This is a genomic window from Chryseobacterium sp. c4a (assembly GCF_009900745.1).
Classification (GTDB): domain Bacteria; phylum Bacteroidota; class Bacteroidia; order Flavobacteriales; family Weeksellaceae; genus Chryseobacterium.
In genome coordinates this window covers 252196-270528 of the sequence record NZ_WXVU01000003.1, presented here as the reverse complement: position 1 = coordinate 270528, position 18333 = coordinate 252196, and the positions used below count along the sequence as shown (strand labels likewise).

The window sequence follows — 18333 nt, the reverse complement described above, 5'->3', positions numbered from 1 at the left end:
AGCTGTTTTTTACAGTTGAGGTTTTTTTTTAAAGAGAACCTTGACAAGGTTTAAAGCTCTGCGTTATCTGCAAAATCCGCGAGAGTTTAAAAATCAACATTTTAATTACTTATCTTTAGAAAAACATAATTTACTATGAGTTCCGTATCACAATTAGTCAAAAGATTCAGAGAGGTCATGCTTGATGGTCTTTGGATTGCCAATACCAATTTTAAGAATCAGCTTTCTGATGTTTCCTGGGAACAAGCTGTAACAAAGGTTGGTTCTTTAAATACCATTGCCATGCTCACTTTTCATATTGATTATTATATTGCCGGAATTATCCCTGTTTTTGAAGGGGGAAATCTGGAAATAAAAGACAAATACAGTTTTGATCTTCCACCTATAGAGTCTCAGGAGCAATGGGAAAACTTGTTAAATAAACTGTGGCTGGATTCTGAAAAATTTGCAGAACTATTGGAAAAGATGTCGGACACCAAACTTGATAAGGTATTTGTAGATGAAAAGTATGGAACCTATCAGAGAAATATTGATGGAATGATTGAGCATGCCTATTATCATTTAGGTCAGATTAGTCTGATCAAGAAATTATTACAAAAGTAATGTATTAGTTGGATAGATATATTCATACTCATCTATGATAGCCTGTACAATCTGCGGGTAAAAAATATTTTAAATTTTATTTAACAAATCGAATAAAAGAGTATCTAAAAAGCATATTAAAACAGTACAAAACCCTCCTATAATTCCGTATTTGAGGGTTTTGTTTAAATTACCTACCTTTAGAAAAAATAAAATTTTAAATGAGAAAATCGGCTGCAATCATTTTTGCGTTTATCATTTCACAATTCCAGGCTCAGCAAGGAGCTTATTATCAGCAGGCTGCAAAGTACAAGATGGATATTGATATCAATGCTGAAAAATTTACTTATCAGGGAAAACAGACCTTAGAATACACCAATAACTCACCGGATGAGCTGAATGTGGTTTATTTCCACCTGTATTGGAATGCTTTTAAGCCTAATTCCATGATGGATCAGAGGGTTTCTTCTCAAGGAAAAAATGGTGACGGAAGGTTGCAGAAAAATGGGATCTCAACATTGTCTACAATTCCTAAAGATCAGGAGGGAGCTCAGAATATTCACTGGATCAAACAGAATGGTAAAGATCTGAAATTTGAAGTTCAGGAAACCATTATGAAAGTCTATCTGGCAGAACCTATTAAACCCAACTCAACAACAACTTTTACCATGGATTGGGATGCGGTAATTCCTCAGCAGATCAGAAGAAGTGGAAGAAACAACCGAGAGGGAGTAGACATGACAATGACGCAATGGTATCCAAAAATTGCAGAGTATGATTATGACGGTTGGGCAACTTTTGATTATCTGGGAAGAGAATTCCATGCTCCGTTCTCCGATTTTGATGTAAATATTAAGATCAACAAAGACTATGTAGTAGGAGCAGGAGGAATTCTTGAAAATCCAGCTGAAGTAAAAGGATACGACGCTGCTGCGAAGATCAAAGCAGAAAAAGATAAAAAAGTTACCTGGAGATGGACGGCAAAGAACATTCTAGATTTTGCTTGGAGCGCAGACAGAGATTATTCTGTAGAAAGCTTTAATGTTCCGGAAGGGCCAAAAGTGTATTTAGTATATCAGAAAAATGATAAAACTAAAGCTTGGGGAGAAGCTCAGCCTTATATTACGAAGTATTTCCAAATCATGAATTCTCATTTCGGAAAGTATGTATACCCTACGTATGCCTTTATTCAAGGAGGTGATGGTGGAATGGAGTACGGAATGTGTACCATGATTCTTGGAGAAGCTAAAAATATTAAAGATTTAATGGGCTTGATGGCTCACGAAGGTTCTCACTCTTGGTATCAGCAAATGCTTGCTACTAACGAATCTGTACGTCCTTGGATGGATGAAGGGTTTACAAGCTATGCAGAAGGGTATACCATGCATCAGTTATTTCCTGAGCAATTGCCTAATCCTTTTGTTGAAAGATTGGATGCTTATAGAAACTTTATTAAAAAAGGAATCGAGGAGCCTGCAGTTTGGTTAGGTGATCATCATGATAACGGAACTGCTTATACGTACGCTTCTTATGTAAAAGGTGAATTGTATCTGGTACAATTAGGATATATTATGGGAGAGCAGAATCTTGCAGAAACTTTAAAGCAGTATTATGATCAGTGGAGTATGAAACACCCATCAGACAGGGATTTCCTTCACATTGCTCAAAAAGTATCAGGAATGGATTTAAAATGGTTCCACAATTACTGGATCAATACAACGAAAACAATTGATTATGGAATTAAGGATGTAAAGTATGATGCAAAATCTACTACAATTACCCTTGTAAATAACGGTCAGGTTCCTATGCCAATTGATTTCAGCGTGATGACAACCGATAAGAAGATTGTTACGTATCAGATTCCATTGAATATGACACATACTTGGAAAGAAAAAGATGCTTACGGTGAATTCAAAACAATGCCTTACTGGCCTTGGACTCAGAAAGAGTATACGATCACTGTTCCTTATACAAAATCTCAATTGTCTGTGTTAGGGATTGATTTCAGCCAGAGACTAGCAGATGTTAATATGGCAGATAACTTTGTAGAAGTAAAATAAAAAGATAAACATAGAGATAAAAGGAGTATTTGTAAATACTCCTTTTATTTTTTTATAAATTTGGGACTCAAATTTTTTCAAATCCTAGCCTGTAAATATAAATGAATTCAATTGTAATCAATGTAGGGAACAGCAATATCAGATTCGGCCTTTTTAATGGTGATAATTGTGATATTTCCTGGGTAATCAATACAAAGCCTTACAGAACGGCAGACGAGCTTTATGTACAGATGCTGATGCTTTATCAGACTTATAAAGTTGAACCAAAAGAAATACAGAAAGTAATTATTGGATCTGTAGTACCTCAGCTTACCAAAGTGATGAGTTCAGGGATCAAGAAGATCCACGGAATTACTCCGGTAATTGTTGATCGTACCACTCCGTCTGGAGTGCAGGCGAAATCAAAGCAGATGGGAACGGATATTTACGCCAATCTTGTAGCTGCTCATAATCTTTATCCTAATAGAAAAAAGATTGTTATTGATTTCGGAACTGCCCTTACGGCAAGCTGTGTTGCAGAAACTGGGGAAACTTTGGGTGTCATTATTGCTCCGGGAATTGTAACTTCTTTAAATTCTTTAATCAGCCAAACGGCTCAGCTTCCTGAAATTGAACTGAAAAGACCAAAATCAGTGCTTGGCCTGGATACCGTTACCTGTATGCAAAGTGGAATGGTATATGGTTTCCTTGGAATGGTAGAAGGTTTTATTACCCGTATTAATGATGAGGTGAATGATGATTGCTTCGTGGTGGCAACAGGTGGGGTTTCTCATGTATACAAGCCATTAACGGAAAAAATCCATGTAATGGACAGGCTGCATACCCTGAAAGGACTTTATTTCCTTGGAAAAGATTTATAAGCATCATCCATAAACAATTGAGATAAACTCAGCTTTATACTCAAAATACAACCATGAATACAATATGAAAGAATTAAAAGAATTTCCGAGATTAGAAACAGAAAGACTGATTCTCTCTCAATTGGAAGAGAAGGATATTCCTGCTATCGTTGAATTTCTTAAACATAGAATTTACTCTGATCTTACCTCTAATATTCCGTATCCTTATACAGAAAATGATGCTAAGCTTTGGGTAAAAATGTCTAAAGAGGCTTTTGAAGGTAAGACCGGTTTCACTTTCGGAATTAGAAATAAAGAAGAAGAGCTTATAGGAGCTATCGGACTTCATGACAGAGATGATGATAAAGCTGAATTAGGGTATTGGGTTGGAATTCCTTATTGGAACAAAGGATATGTTACCGAAGCAGCAAAAGCTATTGTAGATTTTGGTTTTAAAGACTTAGAACTCAATAAGATTTACGCAACTCACTTCCTTCATAATCCTGCTTCCGGAAAAATTATGGAGAAAATAGGAATGGTGCAGGAAGCTCTTTTAAAACAACATGCCAAAAAAGATGGGGAATACCATGATCTTGCAATGTATTCTATCTTTAAAGATTAACAGATGCAGCTTTATAAAACAAAAATCAGAGAACATTCATTATGTTCTCTGATTTTTTTATGTTTGTCCAAAAGATGATTAAAGGTCTCCTGTACATGAATTACAATCTTTTAATGGGTAAACCCATACGCCACTATCATCCTGAAATGGAAAGACTCTGCAGCCTCTTTTGGTCTCTCCATTGTCGTCAATGTAAAAACATTGATCAGGACGGATTCCACCACTAATTTGGGCTGTTTCTTTTCTTGTTAACTTTTTCATATTGTTTTAATTTGAATGGATATCAAATGTAGTTAATTATTTGATTCCTTGTGCTTTATTTGTTCAATATGAAGTGATAAAAAGAGGTCTTATCTTTTGCTTTTAAAGAAGTCTTTAACGATGGCAGAGCATTCATTTTCCATAATGCCTGTAATAACTTCTGTTTTAGGGTGTAAGGAAAGATGTTTGTTGATAAATCCTCTTTGTTCATCTCTTGCTCCGATGACCACTTTAGAGATCTGCGACCATGAAAGAGCTCCTGAGCACATAACGCATGGTTCCATCGTTACATACAATGTACAGTCTTTTAAATACTTGCCTCCTAAGAAATTAGCTGCAGCAGTTATAGCTTGCATTTCTGCATGAGCAGTGACATCATTTAAGGTTTCAGTAAGGTTATGAGCTCTTGCAATGATACGGTTGTTGGAAACCACTACACATCCAATGGGTACTTCATCTTGTTCCAAAGCTGCTTCTGCCTCCTGCAGAGCCATTTTCATATAATATTCGTCAGTAAACATCTAATCTGTCATCGTTAATGTTAAAGGAATTCTGAAACGAAATCTTGCCGGATCTCCTTTAACGAGTGCGAGAGAGAACTTTTCAGCAATAGAGTAGAGGGCAATCTCAGCTTGTCTGTTGAAAGTGAAATTATCACCTTGAGCATGAACATTGCTGATACTTCCATCTTTTTCAACAATAAAAACAACATCTGTTTTTACTGTTTTTAAATCAGAATTAACACCGTCTACATACAAAAGACCTGCAACTTCTTGCCTTAAAGTATTCATTCCTCCAGGATAATCAGCGACTTTTTCTACATTGGCAGATTTATCACCAAGATCCTGAGTATTTCCTTCGGTTAGTTTTAGAGTCTTAATATCTTCAATATTTCTTACCCTCAGTAGAGCCCCAATCAGAGCCGTGTTTTCAATGCTGTCCATCTTTTTCATAAAAAAAAGAAAGTCGCCTTTTATGGCATCCTTTTTAAGAATGTTGGATTCTGCATCAAATTTTTTCTTGAATTCATTATTCAGCATACTTCTGTGCTGATTGTAATAGTTTTTTACCAATCGGAATTCTTCCTTCTGCTGAGATAAGCAAAATGAAGAAATCATACAAAAGATGGAAATGAATAATGTTCTCAATAGGGTATATTTATGTAAATATAATTAAAAAATATGAGAACCATTTATGATCTCTTAGCTTTCAAGATAGCGGTTTAATGATTCCTGAAGATGAGTACGAATGTCATCAACTAAACCTTTCGGTTCTAAAACGGTTACTTCTTTTCCAAAAGATAAAATCTCCTGCATAAAGTCATAGGTCGGGTGGAGGAAAAACTCGAAATAGATTTCTTCCGGTGTTTCTTTTGTCTCTTTTTGGGATTGGTGAAGCGGAAAACTTCTGATGTATTCTCCCTGATGGCGGCTGCATTTTAGGACAATATTCTGCGGTTTCTGTTCTGCCAGATTCATCACTCCGAAAGCATTTTTAAAGTGTTCTCTGAAGTTATATTTGTATTTTTCTCGGAATTGGTTTTTAGCCACATCCAGGTAATTGATCCTGTCTAGTCCAAATGATTTTAAAATCTTATCCTTAGTATCAATGGCGATGAGGTACCATCTGTCTTTGGATTCTTTTAAGGCTAAAGGATGAACCTTTCTGGAGGTCATCAGCTTGTTTTTATAATTGTAATGTTCAAAGGTTACCACTCTTTTGTTACGGATAGCAAAGAATAAATCATAAAAATGCTCTATCCCGGTTGGTTTACGGCTTTCAAAGAAAATGAAATTTGAAAAATCAGGGTGGAGATTCAGTGCATTACTTACCTGGAAAGATTCTAGTAATTTTTGATTGTATTCATCCACTTCCATAATGGGACGACTCTCAATATAATATCTGTTATCCCCTTTTTTCTTATTGTGGATGGCAAGGTTGAAAAGATCAGATATCTCACGGATGTCTCTCTGCAAGGTACGGATAGAGTAGCTTTTGATCCCGGCATCCTGAAATTCAAAAGAATTTAAAAGATAGTCCTCCAGCTGTGAATAGGTAGCTGGAGAACTTTCTAATCTTTTAATAATTAAGGCATATCTTGTCAGATAAAAATCTTTCTTCATGGTAAAATTTTGTACCACAAATATATGGGCTTAATGCGACAAAACGTGTCGTGTTTTATTTTTTTGTAGGAAAATATATCATGAATAATATATTGATTTTTAATGATAATTTCCATTATTGTCTTTTTTAATTTCATGAATTGAATGTTTGGACTGTATATACAATGGTTCTCCGGTAATATCTGAAAAAACCAAAAAATCAAGTGAATCAAAAACAGGTTCGTTTATAATAACCACCCAGGTATTGATAATTTCACCAGCAGGTCTGGCTACTTCATCTTTTTCGTTGTATACCACTTTGCTGATATTTCCTTCATTAAAATAAGCAGGGTTCAAATCTTTTAAAACCTTTTTTGCTTTTAATAATATTTTTTCTTCAGTATAATTCATCTTATTTTATTTTTAATGGTTTTAGTCCATATTCATTTACTCTTACTCTGTTAATATAATTAAGTGCATCATTTAGTTCTGCTTCTGTCCACCTGCCTCTTTGGGCTATAATTTGTTTCCAGACATACATTTCTTTTGTCAATCTATTATATCCTCTGTATGCTTCAGCCCCTACTTCTTCAAAATGTTTTAAGTGACATATTTCGTGGAATGCAACTATTTCTGTACATTCTTTAGTTAAAATTAATTGACCTGTTTCCGCACTGAACATTCCAACTTTGGGAGGAATACTGGACTTCATAAAAAGCATTAAATCTTCAAAAGTTTTGAAGCCTCCAACAGGTTTATATAACTTAGTAATAGAGTTAATATCCCCATCTACAATTAATGTTAATCCTTTATTTTTTAAAGTTCCCCTAAGCTTTCTAATTTGAGTCTCTTTTAATATATTTCCTCCCAAATTACCAATGTTTTTGGATGCCATCCAATCTAATTCCTTGGAGGTAAGATTGGTAATCTCTTCGTAATAAGGTTTTACAGCATCTTTATTCTTCAGGAACCAATCTGCAATTTTCTTCCAAAGATTATTTACAAAATTTTGTAACTCTTTTCCTCCTTCTTTGAACAGGAGTATTAGATTTTCCAAAGCATTGCTTACTTTTTGATAAGCTTTAGCAGTTTGAATTTTTACAAATTTAACAGTTTGAGATATTTCTTTTCCAATTTCAGAATTAATTTTTGTGAGAATTTTACCCATTTTTCCAATTTCAGAAACTTTTGCAATATCAGCAATTGGGATAAAAAAAGTGCCTATAAATGAAATTGTGAAACCTGTTATATAATTAATTCTGACCCAGTTCAGGTCATCATTCTTACTGGTAAGATATTCTTTGATTTTTTTTGCTCCGTCTTTTACGGCTTCCCATAGGTTTTCTAATAATGTCATATCCAACATATCCCAGAAATTGTCAATCATTTCTAGAGTATGTTGAAAGTCTTTGCTAATATCAAAAGGAGCTTCTAGTAAACTACCAAAGAATTTAAGAGTTGAGGCCACAAAATCTACTAACCCATTCCATATTCCACAAAGTAAGGCGATATTTTCTATTAGATTATCTTTGACAGAATCAGCCGAGGGATCATGTGGAGCAAAGAATTTTTCAATCTGTGCCTTTATATAATTGTTATAATTATTGATTAATTTTTCAATCTTGTTGAGCTGATTAAGAATCAAATCCTCTAAAAAAACTGGAGTTATATCTGCAAAATTAAATCCTTTTTTATCTGTAAAAAGATTGCGAAAATATTGTAGCTTTTCTGTAGGAATTGTAAATATATCTATAAGTTTATCCTTTTTGAAAAAATATCCCTCAATCTCAGTGTCCCAGAAGTTATCTGATATCTTTAAGAAGTCGACCCCATTCCCAAGTTTCTTTAATACCCAGCCTAATGCTTTTGCAGGAGCGGAAACTCCCAACATAATATATCTTAGAAGGCTAAAAAATCCATTTTTTATTTTACTTTCTTTGATGTAACCATTCTTCATTAATTCTTCTACAATTTCCTGATTTACGCTATCTGTATTTTTTAATACAGCCTTCATAATCTCATTATCGAAGAGATTACTTTTAAGGTTCCCTTGATCATCAGTAAATTGTTTTCGAACTTTTGCAGACATTTTTCCGAATAAAACATCTTTGCTTAGTTCCCCTGAATCACTTTCTAAGAATAAAATGACTTCATCATCTTTGGGTTGCACAATTTCATAACATTCTCTAACCTTATTTCCATCATTTGAAACAAATAATAATAATTTAAAAGCCAGAAGATCTCCTTCATCTCCATATTTTGAGTTCCTGTTATTGTCAAAATAATAATTATAGGTACTGAATTTATATTTATTTTTAACAGTAATATTTATATCTTCTATAATATTCGTATTACCATTGGTGGATATATTCCCATCCGGATAATATTTTTTAAGTATATCATCAGTTGATTGATTGAAAAGCTTAACCGTTGCTAATGGGCTCACATTACTCATTCCGCGAATGTTTTCACCTGTCGCAAAAGCATTTTTAATAGAAGGAAAAGTTTGAAAAGAAAATTTATTTTCCATTGATAACGCTTCATTACCAATATCAAAAACATCTTTATAATCTGTGTTTTTCATTTTTAATAATTTTAAAGATTAATAAAAAAGGCAGAGTAGAACACTCTGCCTTATGAAATATGATTCAACAGAATTATTGAAGTGCTTTCTTTAGTTCTGATAAAGGAAGTGATGCGATGACTTCTTTAGGAGTATCATCTGTTGTTAGTTCAAGGAATCCGCTGTTTAATTCGATTTTATCTACGAATTTCTCTCCTCCTGAGTTGAGTTTAGCATCAAGAATTGAGAATTCTGTCTCTGTAACTACATCTCCCGGAACTTCAAATTCATCAGGATTTTCCTTAGTAAACGGAAGGGCTGTAAGGGTTTTTAATCCTGCGGAACCTTCCTGTAGAATGTTGAGAGAAGTAGGAAGTACGGTAATCCATGCTTTTCCTTGTTTTACCCCTACTGGTTCACGTAATTCGTCTACAATACTTAGATACATTGGATCTCCGATTACCGGAACTTCACCACCATTCCAGATTTTTCCTGTAGACATAAAGAACTGCACTGCATCTTCAAAGCCTGGTTTTACAGTAACAATTACCCTTGCCATACCTGCCTGAAGGAAGTTTCTGAATAAAGGATCTGTACTTTGAGACAGGTACATCTTCTGCCATTTGGCTTTATCTCCCCAATAGTAAGGATAGAAGGTATAATCCATAATGCTCCATTCAAAAGCTTGTTCCATGAATTTGGCCAATGCGGTATACTGTTCAAGGTCATCGCTTAATACAATACTGAAATCCTGCATTTTTTCCGCTCCATTGGTAAAATCTTTCCCAAGTGAACCATAATCCTGTAATAGATAAGCAATACAGTTATGTTTTAGGATAACCGATTCCATATTACGGAAGAAGTTACTTGAATTAAGGGTTTCTCTATTCTTTTCTTCTTCCTCTTTGGCTTTTTTCTCGATTTCTGCTTTTTTCTCTGCGAATACAGCATAAGCTTCATCGTATACTTTGATAATGGCTGTAAAGTTTTCTAATAACCATGTTGACATATAAGCAGCAGAAAGTTTACAAGTAACTTCAAATGCAATATTAACTGAGTCAATATTTTCACATCTGTATAAGAAATCATACGAACCTGTTACATTCTGTGGTGCAAAGTAAGCCTCACTGTCAATAGATTTTGCGTAGTTATCAAATGGTCTCATTCCTCCTGCAAAATCACTTGTATATAAAGTACTTTTCCCTCTTGAGTCTCTTTCGAAACCATAGTACATTTTTACCGCACTAGCTTCATAGTTATCAGGAATGTCGATCTGTCTATGTCTCATCTCTCCGTTTCCGTCTACTTTTTCCCATTGTTTTCCTAGAATAAGGTTAATTGGAGATTTTGGCTGATCCGTAAGTTTTACGCCATAGTGGTTTGCCCAGTATTCAATCAGTTCTTTAGTTGCTTTTTGGGCACTTTCCATTCTCCATTTGTCAGTAACATTTCTTGGGTCTAATGGTGGAACTAGCTGGTCAGATTTTGATGAAGCGGCAGCTAAATTATGAAGTCTTGCGGGCTCAGGAACCATAAATTCAAACATAGTACGTTTACCATAGTTGAAGATCTGGTTTTTCATTTTCTTATCTACCCATCTGTAAACACCTACTACATGTTTGTCTCCATTTCTGTTATCATAACCATGAGCATTGTTTTCTTCAAATTCCTCAATAATTTTTTCAATTCTTTCTTCCGCTACTTTGGTAAGGATTCTTTCGGTAGCTTTTTCTGTGATTTCCTGAGATTTTGAAATGGCTTGTCTGTTGCTATTTTCTTTAGAATTTCTGGCTGCAAAACTTCCACCTACTTCAAAAGATTTCCCCATACCACCATATCTGAAATGAGCTTCTGTGTTGATATCCTGTTGGATAACATTAGCAACTTCAGATTGCATGTCATTTCTTGTTGTCGTTGTGGTATCACTTAGAGTTTCTCGCTCTGTAGATTTAGAAGTGGTGGTTTGAATTTCGCTTCTTCTCAGTCTACGGGTTGATTTTTGTTTAAACTCTTTAGCCATAATGTTTTCGATGTGAGTGACCTCACCCGGAACGTAGGCATGAGTTGTCTGAACAACTTTTAAGTAATCGGCAATTCCTAATCTTTTTACTCCAAAGTGCTTAGGGATAAATGTTCCTGGCTTATACTGGCCGTTTCCTTCAGATGGGTTTTCAGCTTCATCTTTTGTTTCTTCAGTATAAAGGATACCTGTGAAGGTTTTATTAAGTTCAATCCCGGAAAGACGTAACGACGCTTCTTTTCCATTATTGAAATAAATTTTGATATCCAGGGAACGGATAATCTTTCCAAACTTGTCAACTAAGAATAAAGGAAGTGCGACTTTGTTGTCTATAACTTCAATATTGGAAAAAGTTTCCTCATAAAGTCCGAAATCAGTGCTTGCATTAACTATTACAGAGGCAGCTCCCCAGGCATTACTGTCAGCCTGATAATAGAATGTTGCGGTTGCAGGCATTCTTGAATAAACAGGCTCATAGGATGTTTTTAGGTAATAAGACCTTGGAACAATACGGGATGCAGCACTATAAGAATCAACAACAGGAATTAATACTCCGCCAATGCTTGCATAAGTTTGTTCAAGTGATGGAGATTTCTGGAATAAAGTTTGAACTTTTGAAGTCGTTTCTTCATCCAGTTTTTCAAAAATTTCAGAATAGGTATCAAATTCATCCGTAATTGAAACTTCAACTCTTCCTAATTGCAGTTTTCTGTCATTTAAAACGGTAATTGTTGAAAAATCTAACCCATTTTCAGGCTTTTCTTCACTGGTTACTTTTGTGAAAATATTGACAAATAATTTAAAAGAATCTAATGAAAGTTTTTCCTTCAGATCTCCAAAATTAATTTCATTTTTATATTCAAATTGGAATGGTGGAACTTTTAATTTTTCCAATGAAGCATACAGAGCATCAATTTGCTCCTGTGTCAAACCGCCATTTGCAATTTGCGATTTAACGCTGTCATGCATATTGTCATATCTTTCAATGTCAGCTTGATACGTATTTATATACTGCTTGTAAGCCGCATCATATGCTTTTGCTCTTAAAGTATTGAATGTTTTTTGAGTGGCTTCCAATTCAGCTCTAAGTTGGATGAGACCATCTTTTTCAAAGGTAAGGTAAGATAATTCGGAAATTCTCTCTCCTTCTGCTTTTAATTGTTTTTGGGTAGCCATTGAAAGAGCTGTTCCGTTGATAACTCCATTTCCAATTTTAGAAACATTTACCTGGAAGGCATTTCCATTAGACGTAGAACCAGTGTTTTCTCCTTCATATCCATCTCCAAACAATTTCATTGGGAGAACAACTCTGGCCTCCAATGCCTTTGCTTTCAAATCTTCACCATTTACTTTTACTAGTTCCGGAGTGACAGGTAAGTCACAAACATAACCGAAGTGAAGAGCTCTTAAAATATGTACTAAAGCCTCTTTTACGTAAAAATTATTTTGAGTAACGGTCTGATAGATAAGGTTGTCCCAGACTTGTCCTACCTTACTTTGAATTGCACTGCTGTTGTATAAGTTTTTGGCTGTAATTTCATCTACAGTGGTAATAACTTCTTTCTTTGCAATTTTTCTTCCGATTTTAAGGGCTTCAGAAAGAGATCCGCCTTCAATCTCAATTTCACTTTGAAAGCCGGCTGTATTGAATGTTTTAGCTGCATTTTCCAATGCTTTGAATTTTTCTAAAGCTGTGCTTGCCGGGTTGATTGCTGCATCAAAAGAGCTTGTTAATTGTGAAGGTCTGTGAATGAAACCAAGGTTTATCTTTTTAGTTTCTGTTAATTCAGGATTTCTTAAACTTACAAATCTGAATAGGGTTTGTGGTGCGTTATTATTTGTTTCGTTTGTTGCCATTATTAATATTTGGATTTTGATGATTGTGTTGTTGGTTTTCTATGATATTATACCACAGGAAGGTCATTTTTTTTCGTGTATTCAAGGGTTAGAGTAAAGGAATTGATTGCAGAATAATTGTAATTAGGATAACTTTTAAGCTGAAACTGTACAAACTCTTTTTGTAAGGAGATAAATGCTTCGTTTCTGAGTTGGTTACCCGCAAAGTCTGCTTTCATATCATACCATTCTGTAAACATTTGGTTGGAAACGATCATTTCCATGTCTTCAAAAATTTTGTCGATCCTAATAATTCCTTCATCTGGAATCTGAGTAAAAACAACTGTTTTTCTGTAAATAGGTTTATTATCAATCCATAACCCGCCAGTTTTTACTTCTTCTTTGGTATAGGAATGTTGTTTATCTGCGTATTTCTTTTGGATATAATCAAGATCTTTTACATTCTCTGTATAATCTAATGCTCCTCCTGATAGCCCTCTTGCATTCGCTGCATGACAAGTAATCGTGTATGTATTTTCTGTAACGATCTCGTTGGATGTCATTTCAGCAACAACACCGGATCCGGGCTCAAGGAATTTAAGCGATAAGGTATCCATAATGATTCCCTTATCAGTTTTGTCTAAGCAGAAAATACTTCCGGAGGAAAGTGTTGTGCTTCCAAGACTTCCTTTGCTGCTACTTCTGATAACAATATTTCCTGTTACGGGTCTGTTGAAGCTTGTTCCGCCTAGCGAAATAAATTCTGAACCGGTTTTGTCTTCCCAACCGAATGTTCCGTCAGGTCTTGCAACGATATTTTTAGTATAACTAGCATCTGCTGCTGGAATTTGATTAGGAGTAATGGAAAGTTTACCATTCAGGTTTACATATCGGTCTACGAAGTTCCCGGAAATTAAAGCGTCAGAAAGGGTTATATTTTGGCCTGAATTATTATTGTGAATATATAGACTGTTTTGTAATTGAGTGTTTGCAAATAGAGAATTATTTCCCACTATAATATTACTTCTTGAACCGGAAGAGAGAGAGGATCCTGCATTTTGACCTAAAATAATATTTTGGCTTATTCCGTCTCCGCTTGAACTTGCAGCATAAGTTCCCATAATGGTATTCCCATTGCTGTTTTTAGCATTATTAAAGGTACTATATCCGATAACAGTATTATCTGATGAATATAAACCATTTGAATAAGTGGAGTTACCGATTACAGTATTTCCTATAGAACTGCTATCAGATGTAAGGTAAGTTGAGTTTCCAATAACGAGGTGATCTGAACCACTTGGTTTAGAATTTTTACCAATTGAAATGGTATTCGTAGTCTGAAAATTTAATCCCTCTACATTATCTCCGATTATAATATTATTCTGTTGAACAGAACCACCATAATTTATTCCTTGTACTTTAATAGAATTTGTGGTTTCATTTCCTCTATCTGTTGCGGATTGTAGGGTTGAAAGTTCTCCTTGGGTGATATCAATATATCTTGCACCAGTCCATCTGTAGAGTTTATTGGTGTCTTGGACAATGTAAATCTTTCCGGATTCGCCTTGCTGAGGTAGGGCGGAAAAAGTATCAAACTCTAAGACATCATCTACATAGCTTGGTAATTGTGAAGCAGGAACGACTCCGTCTACAAGATCCGCTTTTTTGGAAAAATCATAAGCTAATTTATCCAAAGGAATCTTTTCATCTTTATGCCAATAGGATTCCTGCCATTCCCAAAATTCTTCCTGATTGGGGATATCTCCGTTTTCGAAATATTGTTTTAATTCTTGTTTGGTTTTCATATTTATTATTATCTGTAAGTGATGCTTGCTGTTGTAGGAATCCCTGCTTCACTTAGGTCTAATCCTTTGGGAGCAGAAACTATTTTTAATGATGGAAGATATAATGCATTTTTTCCTATCGTTTTTACTGTACTTGGGATATAAAGATCCTCAACTATTGAGGTAGGACAATAAAATGCATTAAATTCAATAGTAATTAGGCCTTCATTAAGAATTATTTTCTCTAGTGAACCTGTTCCTCTGAAACTATTTTTTTGATCATAAAAAGCTTGCCCTTTAATTGTTTTTAATGTTGAGGGAGTTATGATACTTGTAATGTTTTGTCCAATAAAAGACGTTTCTCCAATTTCTTCAAGTCCTTCATTAAAAGTTACTTTTATAATCTGATGGGATCCTCCGTCAAAAGCAAAGGCTGAACTGAGAATTTTTTTAGTTTTTGTGGGAATTTTTAAATCAATGCCTGATCCCAATAAATCATTACCAAGAAAGAAGGGAATAATTTGTTCAATACTATCAATAGAATCTTGAGAAATTTTCTCGTCTTTATGCCAGTACGAGTCCTGCCATGCCCAAAAATCTTCTTGTTTTGGGATATCTCCATTTTCAAAATAGAGTTTTAATTCTTGTTTTGTTTTCATTTTTACTGTTATCTATATGTAATTGTCGCAGTTGCTGGAATTCCTGCTTTACTAAGGTCTAGTCCAGCTTTGGCAGAAACGGTTTGTAATGAAGGAATAGCAAATGCATTTTCTCCTACAGAGTTGACGGAATCCGGAATGTATAAGACATTCAGGTCTTTACTGCTGCCGAACTGAAATGCTGAGACCCCAATTGTTTGTATGCCGTTTTCTAATATTAACTCTGATAGATTGATACTGCTGCTTAGAAAAGCATTTGCTTCTATTATTTTACAAGATCCAGGTATTTTTAAAGATCCAGTTAGGTATTGCAAAAAGAATGCACTTGATTTGATCTTTTCCAATGTGCTAGGGAAAGTCACATTAACAATATGGTTTTTTCCAGCTGCTATAAATGAGAACCCTCCAATAATTTTAGTCCCCTCTGGAAAAGTAATTCTTCTTCCCAGCCCAATAACTTCAGTATTGTCTGTAAGGGAGTAGACAAATTCCTCATAAGCTGGTAAATTAAGTAAGTTTTTGTCCAGTTTCTCGTCTTTATGCCAGTACGAGTCCTGCCATGCCCAAAAATCTTCTTGTTTTGGGATATCTCCATTTTCAAAATAGAGTTTTAGTTCTTGTTTTGTTTTCATATTTTGGATGTTTAAGGAATTGGTATTGACTCTTTAGCCCTAGCAATTATAATAGCTGTGCCTGGAATCCCTGCATTACTTATATCCAGGTCTTCTGGTATTATAACAGATTTAAGAGAGGGGATAGCAAATGCATTTTTTCCTACAAATTTTACAGAATCAGGAATGTCTAAAGAGGTTAAATCAAAGCTTGATGGCAATTGAAACGCACTTTCCTCAATTGTTTCGATACCATTTTCTAATATGAGTTCAGACAAATGAGTATTAACAGAGTTAAAAGCAAATGACTCAATAACCTTACAGTTTCCAGGGATTTTTAAAGATCCTTTTATATGCTGTATTTGAAAGGCTCTGCTTCGTATTCTTTCCAGTGAGTTGGGAAATTTAATTTTAGAAATACGGTTTTGAAGTGTAAGTGAGAATTGAAAGCCTCCAATAACTTTTATTCCTTCAGGGAAAATGATAACAGAATCAAGTCCTATAATTTCTGTATTATCTGTTGGAGAATAAGTAAGTTCATTGTAAGAGGTTAAACCAAGTGCTGTTTTGTCCAGTTTCTCGTCTTTATGCCAGTACGAGTCCTGCCATGCCCAGAAATCTTCCTGTCTTGGAATATCTCCATTTTCGAAATAGAGCTTGAGCTCTTCTTTTGTTTTCATTAAAAATTGTGATTGGGTTAATTAATAGTTGATAACTGAAACGAATAGAAATGTTTCAGGATCTGATCTTATTTTTATAGTGGCTGCAGATTAGATTTCCACTGTTGTACTTTTATTCTTAGACATAGTTCTGGCTGTCCAACATTTTGTGAATGGTGAATTCAAAGGATTTGAGAATGTTTAATGAGACTGCTGTGTATGATAAGGATATCAAAAGTAATGATGGACAGCGTCAGAACTTGTCGTATAATAAAGTTTTTACTTAAAAAACATCTTCTTCAAGAATGTCTTCTTCGAAGTCTTTTCTAAAGAAGTTTTCAATGTCGTTGAGATAGTTTTCATAATCCATCTCAGCATTTTCGATATCACTCCACTCTACGGTGTAGAGCTCTTCATCGAAAAGGATATCTGAATTGTGATTTGGTGTTTCCATGTTCTGTGTTATAAGGTGTTGGTTATATTTTGAACATATTTTTGGCTGTTCAGCACGTACGAATGTTGAATTCAAAGGCGTTTTTAAGTTTTTGTTGATAGTTGTTTTTGTGTCTTTTTTGATACTCCAAAGGTAGTAGTGGGAAGCGACAAAACTTGACGTGTTAAAAATTAATTTTAAATAAAATAAATATAATCTTTAGAGCTTATATTGAGTAGTTATAAGGTTAAAAGCTTATATTTTGTTTTTGATGAGTTTCTGAACGATTTGGTTCAATGTTTCTCTGTTGTCATCAATATAGCTTAATCCGGCTTGTATTAGATTTTCAATATTAGATCGTCTTACATTGTCCATTGCCGGAGAAGCGTTTTTTAAAGAGGGATTCAGGCGGTAATAATTTTTCTGATTTCTCTGTCCCAATGTCTGAAACATTTGAGAGAGCTGGTAATCTACGGTTTCTGCATTGGCAGACATTAAAATGTCAATGATCGGATTTACCCAACCTATTTTTCCAGCTTTTTCCAGCTTATTAAAAGAGTAAGGTCTCGCTTCAATTCCCGTTCCGATAGAAATAATGATCATATCATTTACTCCGGGATGATTGGCTTTCTGATGATTTTTTAAAACTTCTGCAAAAGGAATTTTTCTGGCTTCTGCATACGCACAAAGTGCAGGATTATTCGCAAACATACCGCCATCAATCAGGCTGAAGATTTGTCCGTACATAGATTTAATTTGTACCGGACTGAAATAGGTAGGTGCTGCGGATGTAGCTCTGCAAACATCTTTTACATAGAAATTATCTGTGCTGAGATGAGCTTCACAAGAGTTAAAAAGTTTAGCTCTTCTGTTTTCTATATCATAACTTGTGATTAAGCATGGTTTTATTAATTCCTTTAATTCTAAATTTCCAAAAAAGTCATTCAGGTTTTTCTCAAGTGCTTCCTGAGAAATCCTTTCATTCAATAATCCAAATGGATTCACCAGCTTTTCCCAAAAGGAAACCTGGAAAATATCACCGCCCCTTTCAGCATATAATTCCAATCCTTTCTGAATAGAATATTTTGCTTTACGGACTTCATCAGGACATAGAATAATGGAAGCAATGAGCCCTCCTGTGCTACTGCCTGCCACCAGATCAAAATAATCTCCAAGTTTGGCACCCGGTTTATCATAATACTGGAGTTGTTCTTCTATGTAACGCAGAATAATACAGGTAATGATTCCCCTTATTCCACCTCCGTCCAAAGAAAGAATGGTTGTCTTTTTCATGTGATGTTG

17 protein-coding genes are annotated in these 18333 nt (G+C 34.8%); 4 read left to right on the top strand and 13 right to left on the bottom strand.

Going from position 1 to position 18333, the window contains the following annotated elements; genetic code table 11:
• Window positions 1-135 precede the first annotated feature (135 nt).
• The 4 genes from GTR01_RS07195 (at window position 136) to GTR01_RS07180 (ending at window position 4103) form a co-directional block, all read left to right on the top strand.
• Window positions 136-603 carry a DUF1572 domain-containing protein gene (locus tag GTR01_RS07195; RefSeq protein ID WP_160137181.1) on the top strand — a complete coding sequence of 156 codons (468 nt, stop codon included), beginning with the start codon at window positions 136-138 and terminating at the stop codon, window positions 601-603.
• Between the two features lie 200 nt (window positions 604-803).
• On the top strand, window positions 804-2642 hold the full coding sequence (locus GTR01_RS07190) for a M1 family metallopeptidase (RefSeq protein WP_160137180.1): 1839 nt from the start codon (window positions 804-806) through the stop codon (window positions 2640-2642).
• A gap of 101 nt (window positions 2643-2743) precedes the next feature.
• On the top strand, window positions 2744-3502 hold the full coding sequence (locus GTR01_RS07185) for a type III pantothenate kinase (protein ID WP_160137179.1): 759 nt from the start codon (window positions 2744-2746) through the stop codon (window positions 3500-3502).
• Window positions 3503-3566: 64 nt separating this feature from the next.
• The gene (locus GTR01_RS07180) at window positions 3567-4103 is read left to right on the top strand and encodes a GNAT family N-acetyltransferase (protein ID WP_160137178.1); all 537 of its coding nucleotides are present in this window, start codon (window positions 3567-3569) and stop codon (window positions 4101-4103) included.
• Between the two features lie 78 nt (window positions 4104-4181).
• On the opposite strand, the gene GTR01_RS07175 is transcribed toward GTR01_RS07180, so the two are convergent.
• The 13 genes from GTR01_RS07175 to GTR01_RS07115 form a co-directional block, all read right to left on the bottom strand.
• Entirely contained in the window at window positions 4182-4364 is a 183-nt protein-coding gene (locus GTR01_RS07175) for a hypothetical protein (RefSeq protein WP_160137177.1), read from the bottom strand.
• An 89-nt stretch (window positions 4365-4453) separates the two neighbouring features.
• A complete protein-coding gene (locus tag GTR01_RS07170; protein ID WP_160137176.1) occupies window positions 4454-4885 on the bottom strand; it encodes a nucleoside deaminase in 432 nt (143 codons plus the stop codon).
• Entirely contained in the window at window positions 4886-5512 is a 627-nt protein-coding gene (locus GTR01_RS07165; protein WP_228452177.1) for a hypothetical protein, read from the bottom strand.
• A 54-nt stretch (window positions 5513-5566) separates the two neighbouring features.
• On the bottom strand, window positions 5567-6487 hold the full coding sequence (locus tag GTR01_RS07160) for a helix-turn-helix transcriptional regulator (RefSeq protein WP_160137175.1): 921 nt from the start codon (window positions 6485-6487) through the stop codon (window positions 5567-5569).
• Between the two features lie 99 nt (window positions 6488-6586).
• Entirely contained in the window at window positions 6587-6877 is a 291-nt protein-coding gene (locus tag GTR01_RS07155) for a hypothetical protein (RefSeq protein ID WP_160137174.1), read from the bottom strand.
• Window position 6878: 1 nt separating this feature from the next.
• Window positions 6879-9050 (bottom strand): zincin-like metallopeptidase toxin domain-containing protein, encoded by a 2172-nt coding sequence (locus GTR01_RS07150; protein ID WP_185155102.1) that lies wholly within the window; start codon window positions 9048-9050, stop codon window positions 6879-6881.
• Between the two features lie 73 nt (window positions 9051-9123).
• Window positions 9124-12906, bottom strand: coding sequence for a hypothetical protein (locus GTR01_RS07145; RefSeq protein WP_160137173.1), 3783 nt, complete (start codon window positions 12904-12906; stop codon window positions 9124-9126).
• A gap of 47 nt (window positions 12907-12953) precedes the next feature.
• Window positions 12954-14690 carry a hypothetical protein gene (locus GTR01_RS07140; protein WP_160137172.1) on the bottom strand — a complete coding sequence of 579 codons (1737 nt, stop codon included), beginning with the start codon at window positions 14688-14690 and terminating at the stop codon, window positions 12954-12956.
• 8 nt (window positions 14691-14698) lie between these two features.
• On the bottom strand, window positions 14699-15328 hold the full coding sequence (locus GTR01_RS07135) for a leucine-rich repeat domain-containing protein (protein WP_160137171.1): 630 nt from the start codon (window positions 15326-15328) through the stop codon (window positions 14699-14701).
• A gap of 8 nt (window positions 15329-15336) precedes the next feature.
• On the bottom strand, window positions 15337-15960 hold the full coding sequence (locus GTR01_RS07130; protein WP_160137170.1) for a leucine-rich repeat domain-containing protein: 624 nt from the start codon (window positions 15958-15960) through the stop codon (window positions 15337-15339).
• 11 nt (window positions 15961-15971) lie between these two features.
• Window positions 15972-16619 carry a leucine-rich repeat domain-containing protein gene (locus GTR01_RS07125; protein WP_160137169.1) on the bottom strand — a complete coding sequence of 216 codons (648 nt, stop codon included), beginning with the start codon at window positions 16617-16619 and terminating at the stop codon, window positions 15972-15974.
• Window positions 16620-16881: 262 nt separating this feature from the next.
• Window positions 16882-17052 carry a hypothetical protein gene (locus GTR01_RS07120; protein WP_160137168.1) on the bottom strand — a complete coding sequence of 57 codons (171 nt, stop codon included), beginning with the start codon at window positions 17050-17052 and terminating at the stop codon, window positions 16882-16884.
• A gap of 234 nt (window positions 17053-17286) precedes the next feature.
• Entirely contained in the window at window positions 17287-18324 is a 1038-nt protein-coding gene (locus GTR01_RS07115; RefSeq protein WP_160137167.1) for a patatin-like phospholipase family protein, read from the bottom strand.
• Window positions 18325-18333 lie beyond the last annotated feature (9 nt).